Below are 18953 nucleotides of genomic sequence, written 5' to 3'. Positions count from 1 at the left end.
CCCTCAAGGCGCACAAGAAGGCACTTCGTTGCCAGGATGACGTGCACGGCCGAAAGCCTGGCGCGCCGGTGAATATCCTCGGTGCGGCCATGAACAACGGCGTAGTCCGCCCTGCCCCGCGCCTTCAGCGCTGTGCGGGACGGCGCCACCAACAGAGCGTGAGCTCCAGGAGTAGTACATGAAGAAACGCACAACGTTGTTTTCCAGTGCAGCCGTCGCGGCCGTGCTGTCCCTCACGGCGTCCCTCGGCGCCGTCGCGGCCCCGGGGGCAGCCCCGGCCGCGACCACTGCCGCCACGGGCACCTACAAGTGCACCCTCAAGATCAGCGACGGCGTCCCGCCCTGCACGCTCCGGGCGGCACCGGCGCCCGCCGAAGCACCCGCCCCGGTCGCTGAAGTGGCTCCCGCAGCCGAGCCTGCCCCGGCAGTCCCGGTGCCCGCAGCGGCTGCCGTGCCCGCCGCACCCGCGGCGGTGGTGCCGGCGTCGACCGGCTCCGCGCTGATGCCCCTGGGCGTGCCCGGCGCGTGGTCGCAGACCTTCAGCGATGACTTCAACGGCACCACCCTCGATACCAGCAAGTGGTCGAGTTCCTGGTTCGGCGGCGGCACCATGAACAAGGTCAAGACTGACCCGGCCAACGTCTCCGTCGGCGGCGGAAACCTCTCGCTGAAACTTTCGGACGCCGGCACCGGCAGCCTCGTGTCGTCAAACCCGAAAGACGCCGCCACCACCGGCTACGAGTTCCGGACCGGCTACACCGAGGCCCGCATCTCTTTCCCCGGTAACGGGACGGTGCTGCACAACTGGCCTGCATGGTGGACCACCGGACAGTCCTGGCCGGCCACCGGCGAGAACGACATCGCCGAAGTGCTCAAGGGAAAGCTGACGTCGAACTATCATTCGGGCTCCGGAACCCACAACCAGGGCACCATTGCCGGCAGCTGGGGGAACGAGTTCCACACGTACGGCCTGTGGCGGAAGGGAAACCTCTCCGAGGTTTACGTCGACGGGGTAAAGGTCAAGTCCTTTCCCACCGACGACGGCAACGCCCCGCAGTACCTCGTGCTGAACGTCGGCAAGGCCAGTGCCAGCACCGCGTACGGGCCGGCCTCCGAGATGAAGGTCGACTACGTCAGGGCCTGGCAGTAACTGGCAGGCCTGACCTTGGCCGCGCCCGCGGCGGGCCAGGGCCGGGCTCCAGCGTCGCTCCTCACCCGCGGGCCCGCGCCTCCCGGCGCCGCTCGCCCGCCCGAAGGACGATCTTGCGGAGCTCATCGAACCACAGCACGGTCGACGCCATCGCAACGCAAACGGCCCAGTGGCCGGCGTCCAGGGACGCCGTCCCGAAGGCCCGCTGCAGGAACGGCAACTCGACGACCGCCACCTGAAGCACCGTCGCCAGCAGCACCGACCCCCAGAGCCACTTGTTCACGAAGAGCCGGCGGAAGGCCGACGTCGTCTCCGAACGGGAGTTGAAGGCGTTGAACAGCTGGGCGAACACTAGGGTGGTGAAGCCGGCGGTCCGTGCGACATCGAGCGAGTCAGTGCCGCCGGGGACCAGCCCGCCGGGCAGGAAGATGTCGATGGTCAGCAGGGACGCAACGCCCATAACCAGGCCGATGCTCAGGATGCCCAGCCACATGCGCGTGCCGAGGATCCGGTCGCCGCGCTGACGGGGCCGGCGCGCCATGACGTCGTCGATTTCCGGGTCAACGCCCATCGCCAGGGCGGGGCCGGAGTCGGTCACGAGATTGATCCACAGGATCTGCGTGGCCAGCAGCGGCACCGCGACTTCGCCGGGGCTCGCGCCGGCCAGGCCCATGGCGCCGGCGAACACAACGCCTAGGAAGACCGTGAACACCTCGCCCATGTTCGAGGACAGCAGGTAGCGCAGGAATTTTTCGATGTTCTCGAAGATGACCCGGCCCTGGCGCACGGCGGAGACGATCGTGGCGAAGTTGTCGTCGCCGAGGATCATGTTCGAGGCCTCTTTAGTGACCTCGGTGCCCGTGACACCCATGGCGATGCCGATGTCCGCGGTTTTCAGCGCGGGCGCGTCATTGACGCCGTCCCCGGTCATCGCCACCACGTTGCCTTGGGCCTGCAGTGAGGTGATGATCTGCAGTTTGTTCTGCGGTGCCACCCGCGCATACACCGAGCTGTTCCGGGTGAGCGCGCGCAGCCCGTCCTCGTCCAGTTTGTCCAGCTCCGCGCCGGTGACCGCCTGCTCCCCCGGCATGGCGATCCCAAGGTCGCCGGCGATCCGTGCCGCACTGAGCGGGTGGTCCCCGGTGATCATCACGACGCGGATCCCCGCCCGCCGCGCCTCTGCCACGGCGGAGGCCGCTTCTGCCCGGGGCGGGTCCAGGATTCCGACGACGCCGACGTACACCAGCGTGCTCTCGTCTTCCTCGTCGAGTACGTACGTTTCGTGACGGTCCGCTTCGGTGTACTGGCGGTAGGCCACGCCGAGCGTGCGGAAGGCCTGCGAGGAGAGCTCCTCGACGTCGCGCAGCGCCCGGGCGCGGCGCTCTGCGTCCATCGGAACCACCTCCCCGCCGAGCTGCAGTGCGGTGCAGTGTTCCAGTAGGACGTCCGGGGCGCCCTTGGTGACCAGGGACAGGGTGCCGCCCTCCCGGTGATGGGCCAGCGCCGACATCAGCTTCCGCTCCGAGGTGAAGGGGATCTCGCCTTGCCGGTCGAACTCCCCGATCCTGTCGGTGACCCCTTCAAGCTTCCGGGCAGCGACGAGGAATGCCGCCTCCGTCGGGTCGCCCTGGATCTCCCATTCGCCGTCGTGTTCCCGCAACTGCGCGTTGTTGGCGAAGGAGCCCCCGGCCAGCACCATGCGGGCTTCCCGGAGCAGTGCCGGATCACGAACTTCGTGGCCGTTGTAGAGCACACCGCCCTCCGGCCGGTACCCGACGCCGGTGAGCTCGACCTGGCCGGAAGCGGTGGTGATCCTGCAAATGGTCATCTCGTTGCGGGTGAGCGTTCCGGTCTTGTCCGAGGCGATGACCGAGGCGGAGCCAAGGGTTTCCACCGAGTGCAGCTCCTTGACCACGGCGTTGCGTTTTGCCATGTTCTGGACACCGATTGCGAGCACCACGGACAGGATGGCGGGCAGCCCTTCGGGTACGGCCGCCACCGCGAGCGAGACCCCCAGCAGCAGGACGGTGACGAGCCCGCTCAGCGTGGACACCCCGTTGACGATGATGATCGTGGCCATCACGACGACGGCGATCGCGATCACGGTGAAGCCGAGCAGCTTGCTGACGCCCGCGATTTCGCGCTGCAGCGGCGTGGGGGCGTCCTCAGCGGCTGCCAGCATTCCGGCAATCGCGCCGACCTCGGTGTCCATCGCGGTTCCGGTCACCACCGCGCGGCCCACGCCCTGCGCCACGGCGGTCCCCTTGTAGACCATATTCAGCCGGTCGCCGAGGGGGACCTCGCCGCTGAGGACCCGGGGGTTCTTGAAGACGGGCGAGCTTTCTCCGGTGAGCGAGGACTCGGCGACGCCCAGGGAACTTGCCGTAAGCAGCCGGGCGTCGGCGCCGACGGAATCCCCCTCGTTGAGGACCAGGATGTCACCGCGCACCAACCCCGAGGACGGCACCGTTTTCAGTTGGCCGTCCCGCAGCACCGTGGAGTTCGCTGCCGTCATCAGCCTCAGCGCCGCGACGGCGCTCTCGGCCTTGTTTTCCTGCACATAGCCGAGGACGCCGTTGAACAGGACCACGGCCCCGATCACCAGCGCGTCAATCGGCACGCCGGAGGCGCCTTCCACCGCCCAGGCAAAGACCGAGATGGCGATGGCCGCGAGCAGCAGGTAGATCAGCGGGTCCTGGAACTGCCGCACGATCTTTCGCCACAGTGGCACCGGCGGTGCGGAGCGGAGTTCGTTGGCGCCGTAGAGTCCCAGGCGCCGATCCGCCTCGTCCGAGTCCAGACCGGTCTCCGGGCTGACGTCGAGGGTCTGCAGGGCCTCGGAGGCGCGGCGGAGGTGCCACGGGAGGGTGCCGGCGGCGGCGCCCGCCGCGTCACCGGCGGCCGGGTCGGAAAGGCTGTGCGGCGTGTTGCCAGGGCCGCCTGATGGTCCGCTCAAGGGGACCAGACGGAGGCAGCGCCGGAATGGCCGGTACTGACGCTCTGGTAAACGAAGAAGGCGCCGGCTGCCGCCGCGACGACCAGCAGGGCCAGCCGGACAACGCGGTTGGTCCGCAGGCTCCCCAGGAAGGCGAATCGCCGCCCGATGGGCTCATGGCTCGCGACCAGTGTCGCCGCGACAATCACAAAGAACACCACAGAAACGGCCTTGAGCACGTCCCCCTGTTCCGCATGCTCCCGGATCAAAGCCGACGAGGGGCGGGCCTCCTCCAGCTGTTCCCCGGCCTCCGCGGTGATGAGGGACAAGGGCACCAGGCCAAGGGACAGCACACCCAGCGGCCAGGCCAGGTAGCCGCGCCAGCGGGGCGCCGCCGCGTAAGCGATCGCGGCGAGACCGGCGGCCGGGGCCAGCACAACGACGGCGTGGATGAGCAGGATGTGGGCCGGGAGCCCCGCTATTTCGATCATGTCTGTCCCTATCCGTCCAAACCGCCCGGTGGTGGCGGCATCGCCGGGGCCGGACTTCTATGATTCTTGCATGGGAGAGCAGGGGCTGGCGGACGTCGCGGGACGGCTCTATGCCCTCCCGTTCGACGATTTTGTCGCCGCACGGACAGCAGCTGCCAAGGACGCGGCTGCCGCGAAAGGGCAGCGGTCCCTCGCCGCAGAGGTGCGGTCCCTGCCCAAACCGTCCGTGGCGGCGTGGACGGTGAACATGCTTGCCGCCCGGCAGCCTGGGACCCTGCGGGAACTCGCCGGGGTGGGGACGTCGATGCGCGCCGCGCAGTCCTCCCTCGATGCAGCGGAACTCCGGCGGCTTGGACACGAACGGCGCCAGCTCCTGGCCACCGCGGTCAAGGCAGCAAGGGAGATCGCCGAACAGCAGGGCCGGAAGATCAGCGGCGCGATCGCGACGGAGGTAGAAGCGACGTTACGCGCGGCGACAGCAGATGAGGGGGCAGCGGCCGCCGTGCAGTCCGGCCGTCTGCTCCGGGGGCTGTCCGCCGACGGTGTGGACGTGGTGGACCTTGCCGGTGCCGTGGCGCTGCCCGGCCTGATGCTTCCCGCCACGGCCGGACCGGTTCCCACGCCCGGCGCACCCGGGGAAGAGGTGCGGACCGGAACCGCGGCCGGGACCGGGACTGCAGCCGGTAAAGCAGCGGAGCAGCCCCGGTTGCGCGCTGTCCGGCAGGAACCGCGGAGGTCCACTCCCTCCGCGCTGGTACGAGCCCGGGTTCTGCTCAAGGATGCGGAAGATGCCGCCGGAGCGGCCGCCCGGGAAGCCCGGCAGCAGGAAGAGGAGCTGTCCGAGTCGACGGCCCTGGCCGCCGACCTCGCCGACGCGGTGCGAACGCTCCGGGAACAACTCGCAGCGCGCGAGCAGGAGCTCAAAGCCGTCAGGAAGCGGCGCGAACTGGCCGCGGCCCGGGCGCAGCAGGCAGCACGGGCCGCGGCCAGGGCGCGCCGTACCGAGGACCTTACCCGGGAACGGGTGCTGCGGCTTGGCAACACACCGCACTGATGACCGGATAGTGTCGGAGGTCGGCGCCACACTTAATGCATGGAAACCAACCAGTACTTTGAAGTCACGTACCTGGACACGGACTGCGGCCGCATCCGCACCGAGACCTTCGACGACGTTTCCGACGCCGAACGCTTTGCCAGCCGCCGGGTGGCCGATGAGCACGGCTGGGCTGTCGTTGACGCGGTGCCGGTGAAGGAAGGCCGAAGGGCCGCCTAGCGGGGATCCGCGGGGTCACGGGGCCGCAAAATGGGCCCCCACCCGGTTCGGGTGAAGGCCCAGCTGCGGTCTTCGCGGCGCCGTCCGGCCGTGAGGCCGGGTTGGCTTAGGCGAAGTCGGAGACTGCCGGGTCGGCGCCGATGCGGCCGGCGCCCTCGGCCGAGTTGTCCATGCCGTTGATGGCCTGCACATCCGTCTCGTCCAGGCTGACGTCCAGCGCGGCGTAGTTCTCGCGGATGCGGGATTCGGTCACGGACTTGGGGATAACAACGTTGCCGATCGCCAGGTGCCAGGCGATGACAACCTGCGCCGGAGTGGCGTTATGCTTGGCCGCGATCTGGCCGATGACGGCGCTCTCCAGCAGCTCGCCGCCCTGGCCCAGCGGCGACCATGCCTGGGTGAGGATGCCCTTGGAGGCGTTGAATTCACGCAGCTCGGCCTGGTTGAAGAAAGGATGCAGTTCGATCTGGTTGATGGCCGGCACGACGCCGGTCTCGTCGATCAGGCGCTGCAGGCCTTCCTTGGTGAAGTTGGAGACACCAATGGTCTTGACGCGGCCCTGCTTCTGCAGCTCGATGAGAGCCTTCCACGTGTCCACGTACTTGTCCTGTTTGGGCTGCATCCAGTGGATCAGGTACATGTCCAGGGTCTCCAGGCCCAGGCGTTCCATGGATTCCTCGAAGGCCTTCAGCGTGGACTCGTAGCCCTGGTCCGCGTTCCACAGCTTGGTGGTGATGAAGATTTCCTCGGGCTTGAGGCCGGAGCGCTCGATCGCCCGGCCCACCCCCGCTTCATTGCCGTAGATCTTGGCGGTGTCGATGTGGCGGAAGCCGGCCTCGAAAGCCTGGACAACCACCTTCTCGGCGACGTCGTCTTCAACCTGCCACACTCCATAGCCAAGCTGGGGAATGGTGTTGCCGTCATTGAAAGTCAGTACCGGTGAAAAAGTCATCTAACTATCCTGCCAACGTACCCGCCATACCGCCAGCGTTTAGGGCGCAGCTAAGCTAGGCGCTTAACCGGGAATTTTGGGCCAGCCACGGCAGCCGGGGACCGTCAATCGGTGGCGGCCGCCTCCGCCAGGCGTCGTTCGGCGTCGGTGACCTGTTCCAGCACCGATTCGGCACGGCGCCGTACCGACTCCGCGCCGGGCTCGGCAGGGCCGACGGCGAGCCGGAGCATCGCGGCTGCTTCGGCCGTGGTCGCCAGGGAGTTGCCGGCCGTGGACAGGGCGCGGTGGACTCCTCCCAGCCTCCCGGGAATGTCGAGCCCTTCGCTGGGTGCGCGCCGCTGGGCCTCCACGCAGATCTGCCGGACCCGCACGGAGAGTGCCGTGAGTTCGTCGGCGATCTCCAAGAGTTCGGCGTAGAGGGCGTCGTCCTCCACCCCCGCGAGGACCTGGTGATAGCGGTCCAGGCCACGGGTGAAACGGTCATGGGCGCGGCGCCAGAGCCCTTTGCCGAGTTCGGCGTCGTCTTTCCGCCCTTGCCGGGCGGCGCTGAAAAATCCCAAGGGTGCCTTACAGGTATTGGCCGGGACCATGGTCCGGGTCTGCGGGGACGGCAGGCTGCGGGTGAACCGGGCCGGGCTTGGGTGCGGCGGCGCGCTGGGGTTCCCCGTTCTCGCCGATCACCACCCCGGGCGCAATCACTGTTCCGGGAGGCAACTGGCGGAGCTGTGCCTGCGCCACGGCGTGCTCCCGGGCTGCATGCTGGGCCGCGAGAGCGGTCTGGATGCCGTGGAAGAGGCCCTCCAGCCAGCCCACCAGTTGGGCCTGCGCGATCCGCAGTTCCGCGTCCGAGGGGGTTCCCTCTTCGGGGAACGGAAGGGTGATCCGTTCCAGCTCCTCTACCAGTTCCCGCGCGAGGCCGTCTTCCAGTTCCTTGATGGAACGTTCATGGATCTCTGCCAGGCGGACCCGCGCCGCGTCATCGAGAGGGGCGGACCTCACTTCGTCCAGGAGCTGCTTCATCATGGTGCCGATCCGCATCACCTTCGCGGGTTCGTCAACGAGGTCCTGGAGCTGGCTGGACCTGGGGCGTGCCCCCGCGGGCACCGAGGGCTGGACGGGTCCCCCCACTCCCCCGGGCTGGCCGGGCTCCAGCGGATGGTCCCGGGCAACTTTTCCGTCGTCGCCGGCCGGCCGGGGGTCCAGGGTGGCACCCTCGAAGGGGACCCCGCCGTCGGGCTGAGTGTCGTTCGGATCGCTCATGGCTTCATACTCTCACGAGCCCGGACCCACGGAGCGGGCCAGCCGCCGGGCCGCGGCCCGGACCCACGGAGCGGCGCGACAAACGGTGCAACAAACAGCAGAGGGCGCCGCCGGGCACTAGTGTGCCCGGCGGCGCCCTTGGGCACCTGCGACGCCGATCAGCCGAAACGGTCAGCAGCACCGGCCCTGCGGGTTGGCTTCCTGGCGGTCCGTCTGGTCCCGCCAGAACTCCCGCTCGGTCATCGGCTGGGAGCCGTGGCCTGCTTCGACATGGTGTGCCAGGTACTTCGTGTAGGCATCTGCGCCCATGACACTGCCGAGGTACCGGGCGAACCCCCGGAAGCCTGCAACTACAGCGTTCATTTGTGCCTCCGCATTAGTGGTGGGCGGCCTTCTCGGCCCGCTTGTCCGCCGGCAGCTGGTTCCACTTGGCCATAAGCTCCCGCTCGGACGCCGTGGGAACCGGGCCGGCCGGGGCGAAGACCCGGGCCGGCAGCGCCGGATCCTCGTTGCTGGTGTTGGCCACGCCGGCCTTGGCGTTGCGGAACGCCTTGGACGTGGCGATCAGGGCAGTGGTGATGACGATGATGCTGAGCACCACGAAGATGACCGAGAGCCAGCCCTGGATCGCGGTGTTGCGGACCACGGCTTCCATGGCCTGGACGGTCTTGGCCGTGCCGAAGGAGGTTTTACCCTCCTCGAGTGCCTTGGAGAAGGCGGCGTTGTTGGCGAAGTAGCCGACTGCCGGAGTGGAAGAGAAGATCTTCTGGTAGCTGGCCGTGATGGTCACGACGGCTGCGAAGGCCATCGGGAGCGCCACGATCCAGAGGAACTTGAAGGAGCCCTTCTTCGCAGCGATGGCGAGGCAGACCGACAAGGCGATGGCCGCCAGCAGCTGGTTGGCGATGCCGAACAGCGGGAACAGCGTATTGATGCCGCCCAGCGGGTCCGTGACGCCCATCAGCAGCACAGCGCCCCAGGCACCGACCATGACGGCAGTGGCGAGCCAGGCGCCGGGACGCCAGGAGTGCTCCTTGAACTTCGGGATGAAGTTGCCGATCGAGTCCTGCAGCATAAAGCGGGCAACGCGCGTGCCGGCGTCGACGGCGGTGAGGATGAACAGCGCCTCAAACATGATGGCGAAGTGGTACCAGAAGCTCATCATGGCGGTGCCGCCGATGAACTGCTGCATGATGTGGGCGAGGCCAACGGCGAGGGTCGGGGCGCCGCCGGTTCGGGAGACGATGCTGGCTTCGCCGACGTTTGCGGCCGTCTCGGCGAGCATGTTCGGGCTGATGTTGACGCCGGACAGTCCGAGGCTGTTGACCCAGGCGGCCGCGGTTTCCACGGTGCCGCCGGTGAGGGCCGCCGGGGAGTTCATCGCGAAGTAGAGCCCGCGGTCAATGGAGATCGCCGCGACGAGGGCCATGATGGCCACGAAGGACTCCATCAGCATGCCGCCGTACCCGATGTAGCGGGTCTGGCGTTCCTTTTCGATCAGCTTCGGCGTGGTGCCGGAAGCGATCAGCGCGTGGAATCCCGAGAGCGCACCACAGGCGATGGTGACAAAGAGGAACGGGAACAGCGCGCCCGGGAAGACCGGGCCGTTGTCGCGGCTGGCAAATTCACTGAAGGCCGGGACCGCGATTTCCGGTCGGACCACGATGACGGCCAGGGCCAGCATCACGATGACGCCGATCTTCATGAAGGTGGAGAGGTAGTCACGCGGGGCCAGGAGCAGCCAGACCGGCAGAATGGCGGCGATGAAGCCGTAGATGATGATGGCCCAGGCGATGGTGACCTTGTCCAGTGTGAAGAGGGCGTCGCCCCATTCGGTGGCGGCGACGGCCCCGCCGCCGATGATGGCGGCCATGAGCAGCACAAAGCCGATCAGCGAGACTTCCATGATCTTGCCGGGGCGGATGAAGCGCAGGTAGACGCCCATGAAGAGCGCGATCGGGATGGTCATGCCGACGGAGAAGACACCCCACGGGCTCTCGGCCAGGGCGTTGACGACGACGAGGGCCAGGATGGCGACGATGATCACCATGATCAGCAGGGTGGCGATCAGCGCGGCGGTGCCGCCGATGACGCCGAGTTCCTCGCGGGCCATCTGTCCCAGGGAGCGACCGCCGCGGCGCATGGAGAAGAACATCACGACGTAGTCCTGGACTGCTCCGGCGAACACCACGCCGATGATGATCCAGATGGTGCCGGGGAGGTAGCCCATCTGGGCGGCGAGGATCGGGCCGACGAGGGGGCCGGCGCCGGCGATAGCGGCGAAGTGGTGGCCGAAGAGTACGTTGCGGTCCGTTCGGACATAGTCCTTGCCGTCGGCCTTGTACTCTGCGGGGGTGGCCCGGCGGTCGTTCGGCTTGAGCAGGTAGCGCTCGATGACCTTGGAGTAGAAGCGGTAGCCGATCAGGTACGTACACACTGCGGCGAACACGAACCATATGGCGTTGACTGTTTCACCGCGGACGATCGCGAGCATGAACCATGCCACGGCGCCCAACAGGGAGATTGCCGCCCAGATTGCGATCTTGGTCGGCGTCCATTTGCGCTCTTCGGCTTCGCGCAGGGACTCGTCCACGGCGGTGGGCGGCAGCGTCGGATCGGGCGTGATGCCGTCATCGACGAGTAAGTTTTTTGGCGTGCCATCTGGCATTGTGCCCATGTCTCCTCCTTGAGAAACCCCAACCGGGCAAATCCACTCGACAGATGTGCCCCAAGGCACCCTACCAACGACCGCGATTCATGGATATGGGTTTGCGCTGGGCGGCACCGCGGAGGCGATGAACGGTTGGGTCAACGCGCCGAACGGCGGGGTTGTTACCGCCGGGTGCTACCCGCTGGTAGTGGCCGCGCGGGGCGGACGTCAGGCGGACGGACCGGCCAACTGCATGAGCCGGGCCTCGCAGAGGTCGAGCCACCGCACCTCGGCCTCGGTCTGAAAGATGAGTGAATCCAGCACCAGCAGCCGGGCGGTGTCCGCCGACCGGTACTGGGATGCCGTATCGCGCCGGGCCTTGGTGTAGTCCTGCAGGGCGCGGATGGATACGGACCGCTGGGCTTGGATGGCTGCGCCGACGTCGACGCCGGGAAGCGTCAGCCCGAGGGCGAGCTTGATGGCCAGTTCATTCCGGGGAGGGCTGGTCCGCGGAACCGGTGAGGTGAACCAGTTGCCGACTTCGGCGCGACCCTCGGGGGTGATGGTGTAAACGACGTGGCCTTCGCCGTCGGCACCATCCTTGCGGACAAGGCCGTCGCGCTCCAGGCGGTCAAGAGTGGTGTAGACCTGCCCGATGTTGAGGGGCCAGGACGATCCGGTGCGTTCCTCGAATTCGATCCGCAGCTGGTAGCCATAGCGTGGCCGGTCCTGCAGAAGGGCGAGGAGGCTGTGACGGATGGACATGATGCTCCCGGAGGGTAGCGGGACGACAGCATACACGCGCCCCAAGACGCGTGTATACCGCGTATGGAATTACATTACAGTCATTCGTAATGCCGAAGCAATTCGAGATATGCCATAACTGGAATACCTGCTACAGGACCAGCAGGATTTTTCCCACGTGGTCGCCGGAGTCGAAGTACCGGTGTGCGGCCACGACTTGCTCCAGCGGAAAAGTCTTTGCCACCAGCGGCCGGATCCGGCCGTCAGTCAGCAGCGGCCAGACAGCCTCGCGGACGGCATCCATGATCACGGTCTTCTCCTCCACGGGCCGCGGGCGCAACGCGGTCGCAATGATCGCAGCGCGCTTGCTCAGCAGCTTGCCCAGGTCCAGTTCACCTTTGGCCCCGCCCTGCAGCCCAATCACCACCAGCCGCCCGTAGTCAGCCAGCGCCTCCACGTTCTGTGTGAGGTACTTGGCCCCGACAACGTCGAGGATGACGTCCGCGCCCTTGCCGCCGTTCTGCGCCCGCAGGCTCTCCGGGAAGTCCTCCTCGGCGTAGTTGATCGCGATGTCGGCGCCAAGGAAGGCCTTGGCGGTGCTGACTTTCTCCGCGGTGCCCGCTGTGGTGGCGACAACGGCTCCGAAGGCTTTGGCGAGCTGGATGGCCATGGTGCCGATGCCGCCGGTTGCCCCGTGGATGAGCACGGTCTCGCCCGGCTGCAGCTGCGCCGTCATGATCAGGTTGGAGTAGACCGTCGCCGCCACTTCCGGCAGGGCTGCCGCGGTGACGAGGTCGATGCCGTCAGGTACCCTCAGGACCTGCCCGGCCGGAACGGCCACCTGCTGGGCGTAGCCGCCGCCGGCCAGCAGGGCGACGACCTTGTCCCCCACAGAGAACGGCTTGGCGACGCCGGGCCCAAAGCCGGCGATCCGGCCCGAGACTTCCAACCCGGGAATCTCCGAGGCCCCGGGCGGCGGCGGGTAGTGGCCCTTGCGCTGCTGGACGTCGGCGCGGTTGAGTCCCGCGGCAACGACGTCGATCAGCACCTCTCCGGCGCCGGGCACCGGGGGCGGGACCTCGCGGACCACCAGGGCCTCGGGTCCGCCCGGCTCGGAGATGTAGACAGCCTTCATGGAGAACTCCCGATTCCTAACTAATCTTGCTGCAGCTTCCCGCAGGGACGCGCGTGCGGCACACGACATCCGAAGCGCCTTCTCCCAGAGTATGCGGAGGAGTTACCCCTGTCCGCGAGCGCAACCGCGTTTTTTGTTGCTGCCGACTGCCTATGAAACACTACTCGTTAGGGAAGGTTGTCCGAGCGGCCGATGGAGCTGGTCTTGAAAACCAGTGTGCGGTAACCCCGTACCAAGAGTTCGAATCTCTTACCTTCCGCGAATAATGCCCCCAGTTCCCCTCTTATGGCGGAACCGGGGGCATTTTTGCGCGCCGGGCCGGCGGGAGGCAATCAACCGGAGCCATTGAATCCGTCGGTGCCCGGGAATAGTCTCTGTGTGTCTTCACCACCCGCATGAACCGGTCGGCCTGCCGGCTCGACCCGGGGCCGCAGAGCAGAGAAGGAGCCCACAATGCCCACACCGGACCACACCAACGGCGCACCTTGCTGGATCGACCTGATGACCTCCGATACCGGGAAGGCCAAGGCGTTCTACGGTGAGCTGTTTGGCTGGACCTTCGAGACGGGCGACCAGGAGAAGTACGGCGGGTACATCATGGCCGAGAAGGACGGGAAGCCCGTTGCCGGCATGATGCAAAAGGACGAGGCCACGGCGGGCATGCCGGACGTGTGGAGCACGTACCTGCGCTCGGATGACGCGGCGGCCACCCTGCAGGCTGCGGCCCAACACGGCGGACAGGTGTATCTGGAGGCCATGGACGTTCCGGACCAGGGCCGCATGGCGATGATCGCTGACTCCACCGGGGCATCCATCGGGGTGTGGCAGCCCGGCGAAATGAAGGGCTACGGGCTCGCGGCCGAACCGGGCACGCCCGCCTGGCACGAACTCCACACCAGGGACTATGGCGCCGCGGTGAAGTTCTACCAGGACGTGTTCGGCTGGGACACCGACGTCATGAGTGACACCCCTGAATTCCGCTACACCACGCTGGGTGCCGGGGATGCTGCCCAGGCCGGAATTATGGACGCCTCGGGTTATCTCCCTGCCGGGGTCCCGTCCAACTGGCAGGTCTACTTCGCGGTGGCGGACACGGACGCCGCGATCGAAAAGGCCGTGTCAATGGGCGCCCAGGTGATCGACGGGCCGGACGACAGCCCGTTCGGGCGGCTGGCCACGCTTGCCGACCCCACCGGCGCCATGTTCGTGATCGTTGCAGAAACCGCGCAGCCAGGCGCTGACGCCGGGCCACAGGGTACCTGAGCGTCCCGGGCGAATCTCAGGAAAAGCTGAGGAAAAACTTCGGAAAATCCTTGCGCAAAACTGCCGCGGGAATGCCGGCCAGCCGCTTCAATGGCGGTTACTGCCCGGTATTCTTTTGCCATGCCCGCCGCCTGGGCGTCGGGCATGGCTCGACTGACCAAGGTCAGAAGCTTCACCAACTCCGTTGCTGGGACGCACCGTTGGTGTTCCGTGACGGCTGTGACGCGTTCCGCTGGGGGACGTCTCGCCGAATGCACATGCACGACACACCGTGTTCATTCACCCCTGTTTTGATGTGCCGGGAACTGCTTAACCAGGAGCAACGACCGGCGGTCCGCGGCATCGCGCGGGCACCTTCCACCAGCCCTTACCCGGGCACCTAATGAGAGTTAGAGCGGATGAAACACATACCTTGGAAGACCGCGCTGGGCACTGCGCTGTCGGTGGGGCTCATTGCAGCCCCGCTGGCCGCTGTGCCGGCGTTTGCCGTGGAGGCCACCCCGGCAGCGGCTGGCAGCTCGCCAGTCATCATCAACGAGGCGTACCTCAGCGGCGGCAGCGCCGGAGCCGCCTTCAAGAACAAGTTCGTCGAGCTTCACAACACCTCCGACGCCCCGGTTTCGCTGGACGGCTGGTCCCTCCAGTACCGCTCCGCGTCGGGAACCGGAGTCCCGAGCAGCGTCGTACCGCTCACCGGCACCATTGCGGCCAACGGCCTCTACTTGCTCAAGGGCGGGAGCAATGGCACGGTCGGGCTGGATCTGCCCGCCGCTGACTCCACGGCCACCGGATTCAACCCTGCCATCGGCGGCGGAACAATCGTGCTGGCGAAGCAGGCAGCCGCTGTCACCGACCTCGCCACCGGGTCCGTCGTCGAACCGGCCAACGTGGCCGATCTCCTCGGTTACGGCAGTTCGCTGACCTTCGAAACACTGGCGGCCAAAGCGCCGTCGGGCACCGGTGACGTCAAGAGCCTGAACCGCAGCAATGGCGTTGACAGCAACAACAACTCCGCGGACTTCACCCTGAACGCCACCATCACCCCCAAGGCCCCCAACGGTGCAGCCGCCCCGGTCGATCCCCCGGTCGATCCCGGCCCCGTCACTCCCCCCGCCGTCAGGACCATCGCCGAAATCCAGGGCGAGGGCGTCGCGAGCCCGCTCGTCGGGACTTCGGTCATCACCCGCGGCAAGGTCACCGCGACGTTCCCCACCGGCGGGTTCGCCGGCTACTACATCCAGACCCCCGGCTCCGGCGGCGACCTGACCCCGGCGAACCACACGGCGTCGGACGCCATCTTCGTCTTCTCAGCGGCCACGGCCGATTCCGTGCAGATCGGCGACTACGTCGAGGTGACCGGCGCGGTCAGCGAATACTTCGGCATGACCCAGGTGACGGTCGCCGCTGCAGCGGACCTGAAGAAGCTCACCGAGGCTGCCCCCGAGGTCAAGGCCACCGGCTTTGCCCTCCCGGCCGAGGAAGCCTTCCGCGAAGCGCTCGAAGGCATGCTGCTGACCCCGCAGGGACCCGTCACGGTCACTGACAACTACTCGCTGAACCAGTACGGCGAAATCGGTCTGGCCGGAGGCACCACCCCGCTGGAGCAGCCCACCGCCGTCGCGCCCTACGGCTCCGCCGAATACACCGCCACCGTCGCCGCCAATGCCGCCCGCGGCATCAAGCTCGACGACGGCGCCACCACCAACTTCCTCAAGGACGCCGGCACCAAGGCGCTGGAACTGCCGTACCTGACCACGGCGGACCCCGTCCGCGTGGGCGCACCGGTGAGCTTCAAGACCAACGTCGTGCTCAACTTCGCCAACGGCTCCTGGAAGTTCCAGCCGCTGACCCACCTGACCCCGGCCAACGCGGAGGCCGTCCAGCCCGCCAGCTTCGGCGCGACCACCCGCACGGAGGCCCCGGCGGCCGTGGGGGGCAACCTCAAGATCGCCTCGTTCAACGTGCTCAACTACTTCCCCACCACCGGTGACCAGCTCACCGGATGCACGTACTACACCGACCGCGCCGGCAACCCGATCACCGTCCGCGGCGGCTGCGACGCCCGCGGCGCGGCCAACGCCGAAAACCTCCAGCGCCAGCAGGACAAGATCGTTGCCGCCATCACCAAGTCCGGCGCCGACGTCGTGTCCCTCATGGAAATCGAGAACTCAGCGCAGTTCGGCAAGAACCGTGACGACGCCCTGGCCAAGCTGGTCGATGCCCTGAACATCGCCACCCCGGGGATCTGGGACTACGTCCGAACGCCCGCCAACGCACCCCCGCTGGCCGACGAGGACATGATCCGCACCGCCTTCATCTTCAAGAAGTCCGCAGCGGAGCCGGTGGGCGAGTCCATCATCCACAACGACACCGTGGCCTTCGCGAATGCCCGCAAGCCGCTGGCCCAGGTCTTCAAGCCGGTCGGCGCGGCCGATGACAAGAAGTTCATCGCGATCGCCAACCACTTCAAGTCCAAGGGCTCAGCCGCCACTCCGGAGGACACCGACAAGGGCCAGGGCGCCTCGAACCTCGCCCGCACCGCACAGGCCCGGTCCCTCCTCGCGTTTTCCAACGAGCTGCAGACCGCCAAGGGCACCGACAAGGTCTTCCTGATCGGCGACTTCAACGCCTACGCCAAGGAAGACCCGATCAACGTCTTCACGGCCGCCGGTTACGTCAACCAGGACGAAAAGGCCCGGAACGCCGATGGCTCCGCCAAGCACTCCTACCTTTTCGGTGGCCTGGTGGGCTCACTGGACCACATCCTCGCCTCACCGGGCGCCAACGCCATCGTCACCGGCGCTGACATCTGGAACATCAACTCCGTGGAGTCCGTGGCCCTGGAGTACAGCCGCTACAACAACAACGTGACCGACTACTACGCTCCGGACCAGTTCCGGGCGAGCGACCACGATCCGGTGGTCGTGGGGCTTGATCTGCCCTCCACTCCTGCCAGCGTTGAGCTGAACTTCCTTGGCATCAACGATTTCCACGGCCGTATCGATTCGAACACCTTGTTCTTTGCAGGCACGATCGAGAAGCTGCGAGCCGCGGCTGCCCCCGGCGCCACGGCATTCCTCTCCGCCGGTGACAACATCGGCGCTTCACTGTTCGCCTCGGCCGTTGCCCAGGACCAGCCGACCATCGATGTGCTGAACGCCCTTGAGCTGCGGACCTCCGCCGTGGGCAACCACGAGTTCGACGGCGGCTGGGCCGACCTGCGCGACCGCGTCATCGCGGGCGGCAGCAACGCCAAGTTCCCCTACCTGGGCGCCAACGTCTACCAGAAGGGCACCACCGAGCCGGTCCTGCCGGAATACACCGTGCTCGACATGAACGGCATCAAGGTCGCCGTGATCGGCACGGTTACGCAGGAAACGCCCTCGCTGGTCACTCCTGCCGGCATCGCCGACCTCGAATTCGGCGACCCCGTCGACGCCATCAACCGCGTCGCCGCGAAGATCAAGGCGGACAACCTGGCCGACGTGATCATCGTGGAAAACCACGACGGCGCCGGTTCCGGTGTGCCCGAAGGCTCCACCCTGGAGCAGGAAGTCGCCGCCGGCGGCCCCTTCGCCAAGATGGTCACCGAGGTCACCCCGGATGTTGCCGCGATCTTCAACGGCCACACCCACAAGCAGTACGCGTGGGCTGCCCCGGTCCCCGGCGTTGACGGCAAGACCCGTCCGATCGTCCAGACCGGAAACTACGGCGAGTTCATCGGCCAGATCCGCCTCACCATCGACACCGCAACCATGGCGGTCACCAGCTACACGGCCGCCAATGTCAAGCGCACCACTTCCGCCGACCAGCCGGCGGCCGACCTCGTGGCCAAGTACCCTCGGGTCGCCGCCGTCAAGACCATCGTTGACAAGGCCCTGGCCGACGCAGCAGTGGTCGGCAACCAGCCGGTCGGCTCGGTGACCGCGGATATCACCACCGCGTTCACGCCTGCCACCGCCACCACCCCGGCAACGCGCGATGACCGTGGCAGTGAGTCCACCCTGGGCAACCTGGTCGCGGACTCCCTGGTGGATTCACTCAAGACCCCGGAACTCGGCGGCGCCGAGATCGGCGTCGTCAACCCGGGCGGCCTGCGCAACGAGCTGTACTACGCCCCGGACGGGACCATCACCTACGCCGAGGCCAACGCGGTCCTGCCGTTCGTGAACAACCTGTGGACCACCTCGCTGACCGGCGAGCAGTTCAAGGCGCTCCTGGAGCAGCAGTGGCAGACCAACCCGGACGGCACGGTTCCCAGCCGCGCCTACCAGCAGCTCGGCCTGTCCAAGAACGTCAACTACACCTACGACGCCGCCCGCGCCGCCGGTGACCGGATCACCTCGATCCGGGTCAACGGCGCGCTGATCGACCCGGCGCAGTCCTACCGGATCGGAACGTTCAGCTTCCTGGCAACGGGCGGCGACAACTTCCGCATCTTCAAGTCCGGCAGCGACACCAAGGACTCCGGACTCGTGGACCGCGACGCGTGGATCAAGTACCTGCAGGCACAAAGCCCGGTCTCGCCGGACTTCGCCCGCCGCTCTGTTGCCGTGGTGAACACCACCGCCGCCGAGGTCAAGGGCGGGGAGGCCATCACCCTGGCCGTCTCCAAGCTGGACCTCACCTCGCTGGGCAGCCCGGTGAACACCTCGCTGCGCGCCGAGTTCACGGACTCGAACGGAACCGTCACGGATCTGAGCTCGGTACCGGTTTCCGCCGGCGCCGCCACGGTTGATGTGAAGGTTCCCGCCGGCGCAGCAGCCGGCACAGGCACCCTGGTGCTCACGGCCGTCGAATCCGGCACCGTGGTGAAGACGGCCGTCCTGGTCGCAGCCAGCGTCCCGGCCCCGCCGACGTGCACCGCGCCGGTCAAGCCCAAGAAGTCCGCGGACCTCGTGGGCCAGGTGAATTACGGCAAGGCAATGGCCGCCTACCGCCACTGCCTCAAGGGCTAGCTTCGTAGCCCTGCACCAGTGAGCATGCCCTCCCCCGGGCTGCAGCGGTGGACATATAGCCCATATGTCCATTGCTCAGCCCGGACGGAGGGCATGCTCATTTTTCGTGGGCCCGGCGGGAGGGCATGCCCATTTTTCGCGG

Annotated in this window: 14 protein-coding genes and 1 tRNA gene; 6 read left to right on the top strand and 9 right to left on the bottom strand. The window is 67.2% G+C overall.

Translation table 11 applies throughout. The annotated features are described in order from the left end of the window. The first annotated feature begins 178 nt into the window (after nucleotides 1–178). Nucleotides 179–1150: a glycoside hydrolase family 16 protein gene (locus AC50YC_RS10925; RefSeq protein WP_494953544.1), complete on the top strand. Its 972-nt coding sequence runs from the start codon at nucleotides 179–181 to the stop codon at nucleotides 1148–1150. Nucleotides 1151–1211: 61 nt separating this feature from the next. Here AC50YC_RS10925 and AC50YC_RS10920 read toward each other — a convergent pair whose 3' ends face one another. Next, nucleotides 1212–4106: a cation-translocating P-type ATPase gene (locus tag AC50YC_RS10920; RefSeq protein ID WP_494953543.1), complete on the bottom strand. Its 2895-nt coding sequence runs from the start codon at nucleotides 4104–4106 to the stop codon at nucleotides 1212–1214. Next, complete coding sequence (locus AC50YC_RS10915) at nucleotides 4103–4576, bottom strand: hypothetical protein (protein WP_494953542.1); 474 nt, start codon at nucleotides 4574–4576, stop codon at nucleotides 4103–4105. The genes AC50YC_RS10920 and AC50YC_RS10915 overlap by 4 nt, the downstream gene beginning before the upstream one ends. 70 nt (nucleotides 4577–4646) lie before the next feature. Here AC50YC_RS10915 and AC50YC_RS10910 point away from each other — a divergent pair, with 70 nt between their 5' ends. Continuing rightward, complete coding sequence (locus tag AC50YC_RS10910) at nucleotides 4647–5630, top strand: hypothetical protein (RefSeq protein ID WP_494953541.1); 984 nt, start codon at nucleotides 4647–4649, stop codon at nucleotides 5628–5630. Between the two features lie 39 nt (nucleotides 5631–5669). Continuing rightward, complete coding sequence (locus tag AC50YC_RS10905) at nucleotides 5670–5849, top strand: hypothetical protein (protein ID WP_494953540.1); 180 nt, start codon at nucleotides 5670–5672, stop codon at nucleotides 5847–5849. 106 nt (nucleotides 5850–5955) lie between these two features. Here the strand turns inward: AC50YC_RS10905 and AC50YC_RS10900 are convergent, their stop codons facing one another. The 7 genes from AC50YC_RS10900 to AC50YC_RS10870 form a co-directional block, all read right to left on the bottom strand. Further along, nucleotides 5956–6801 (bottom strand): aldo/keto reductase, encoded by an 846-nt coding sequence (locus tag AC50YC_RS10900; protein WP_494953539.1) that lies wholly within the window; start codon nucleotides 6799–6801, stop codon nucleotides 5956–5958. Between the two features lie 104 nt (nucleotides 6802–6905). Then, nucleotides 6906–7361 carry a hypothetical protein gene (locus AC50YC_RS10895; protein WP_494953538.1) on the bottom strand — a complete coding sequence of 152 codons (456 nt, stop codon included), beginning with the start codon at nucleotides 7359–7361 and terminating at the stop codon, nucleotides 6906–6908. Nucleotides 7362–7368: 7 nt separating this feature from the next. Further along, entirely contained in the window at nucleotides 7369–8061 is a 693-nt protein-coding gene (locus tag AC50YC_RS10890) for a bacterial proteasome activator family protein (protein ID WP_494953537.1), read from the bottom strand. 171 nt (nucleotides 8062–8232) lie between these two features. Next, entirely contained in the window at nucleotides 8233–8424 is a 192-nt protein-coding gene (locus AC50YC_RS10885) for a YbdD/YjiX family protein (protein WP_354174454.1), read from the bottom strand. 13 nt (nucleotides 8425–8437) lie between these two features. Further along, nucleotides 8438–10738: a carbon starvation CstA family protein gene (locus AC50YC_RS10880; RefSeq protein WP_494953536.1), complete on the bottom strand. Its 2301-nt coding sequence runs from the start codon at nucleotides 10736–10738 to the stop codon at nucleotides 8438–8440. A 201-nt stretch (nucleotides 10739–10939) separates the two neighbouring features. Next, nucleotides 10940–11476: a PadR family transcriptional regulator gene (locus AC50YC_RS10875; RefSeq protein WP_494953535.1), complete on the bottom strand. Its 537-nt coding sequence runs from the start codon at nucleotides 11474–11476 to the stop codon at nucleotides 10940–10942. A 130-nt stretch (nucleotides 11477–11606) separates the two neighbouring features. Further along, nucleotides 11607–12590, bottom strand: a complete 984-nt coding sequence (locus AC50YC_RS10870; RefSeq protein WP_494953534.1) for an NAD(P)H-quinone oxidoreductase — start codon at nucleotides 12588–12590, stop codon at nucleotides 11607–11609. Between the two features lie 171 nt (nucleotides 12591–12761). Here AC50YC_RS10870 and AC50YC_RS10865 point away from each other — a divergent pair. The 3 genes from AC50YC_RS10865 (at nucleotide 12762) to AC50YC_RS10855 (ending at nucleotide 18811) form a co-directional block, all read left to right on the top strand. Beyond that, a tRNA-Ser gene (locus AC50YC_RS10865) sits at nucleotides 12762–12849 on the top strand. 194 nt (nucleotides 12850–13043) lie between these two features. Then, complete coding sequence (locus AC50YC_RS10860; RefSeq protein ID WP_494953533.1) at nucleotides 13044–13853, top strand: VOC family protein; 810 nt, start codon at nucleotides 13044–13046, stop codon at nucleotides 13851–13853. 398 nt (nucleotides 13854–14251) lie between these two features. Next, a complete protein-coding gene (locus AC50YC_RS10855) occupies nucleotides 14252–18811 on the top strand; it encodes an ExeM/NucH family extracellular endonuclease (RefSeq protein ID WP_494953532.1) in 4560 nt (1519 codons plus the stop codon). Nucleotides 18812–18953: the final 142 nt, after the last annotated feature.

It is taken from the genome of Pseudarthrobacter sp. MDT1-56 (genome assembly GCF_059383555.1).
This window is presented reverse-complemented; position numbering and strand designations above follow the sequence as displayed.

Excerpts from the sequence above, each read along its gene's own strand:
- AC50YC_RS10880 (WP_494953536.1), bottom strand. The coding sequence starts at position 10,738 with ATGGGCACAATGCCAGATGGCACGCCAAAAAACTTACTCGTCGATGAC.
- AC50YC_RS10900 (WP_494953539.1), bottom strand. The coding sequence starts at position 6,801 with ATGACTTTTTCACCGGTACTGACTTTCAATGACGGCAACACCATTCCC.
- AC50YC_RS10925 (WP_494953544.1), top strand. The coding sequence starts at position 179 with ATGAAGAAACGCACAACGTTGTTTTCCAGTGCAGCCGTCGCGGCCGTG.
- AC50YC_RS10910 (WP_494953541.1), top strand. The coding sequence starts at position 4,647 with ATGGGAGAGCAGGGGCTGGCGGACGTCGCGGGACGGCTCTATGCCCTC.
- AC50YC_RS10890 (WP_494953537.1), bottom strand. The coding sequence starts at position 8,061 with ATGAGCGATCCGAACGACACTCAGCCCGACGGCGGGGTCCCCTTCGAG.
- AC50YC_RS10855 (WP_494953532.1), top strand. The coding sequence starts at position 14,252 with ATGAAACACATACCTTGGAAGACCGCGCTGGGCACTGCGCTGTCGGTG.
- AC50YC_RS10860 (WP_494953533.1), top strand. The coding sequence starts at position 13,044 with ATGCCCACACCGGACCACACCAACGGCGCACCTTGCTGGATCGACCTG.
- AC50YC_RS10905 (WP_494953540.1), top strand. The coding sequence starts at position 5,670 with ATGGAAACCAACCAGTACTTTGAAGTCACGTACCTGGACACGGACTGC.
- AC50YC_RS10915 (WP_494953542.1), bottom strand. The coding sequence starts at position 4,576 with ATGATCGAAATAGCGGGGCTCCCGGCCCACATCCTGCTCATCCACGCC.
- AC50YC_RS10875 (WP_494953535.1), bottom strand. The coding sequence starts at position 11,476 with ATGTCCATCCGTCACAGCCTCCTCGCCCTTCTGCAGGACCGGCCACGC.
- AC50YC_RS10870 (WP_494953534.1), bottom strand. The coding sequence starts at position 12,590 with ATGAAGGCTGTCTACATCTCCGAGCCGGGCGGACCCGAGGCCCTGGTG.
- AC50YC_RS10885 (WP_354174454.1), bottom strand. The coding sequence starts at position 8,424 with ATGAACGCTGTAGTTGCAGGCTTCCGGGGGTTCGCCCGGTACCTCGGC.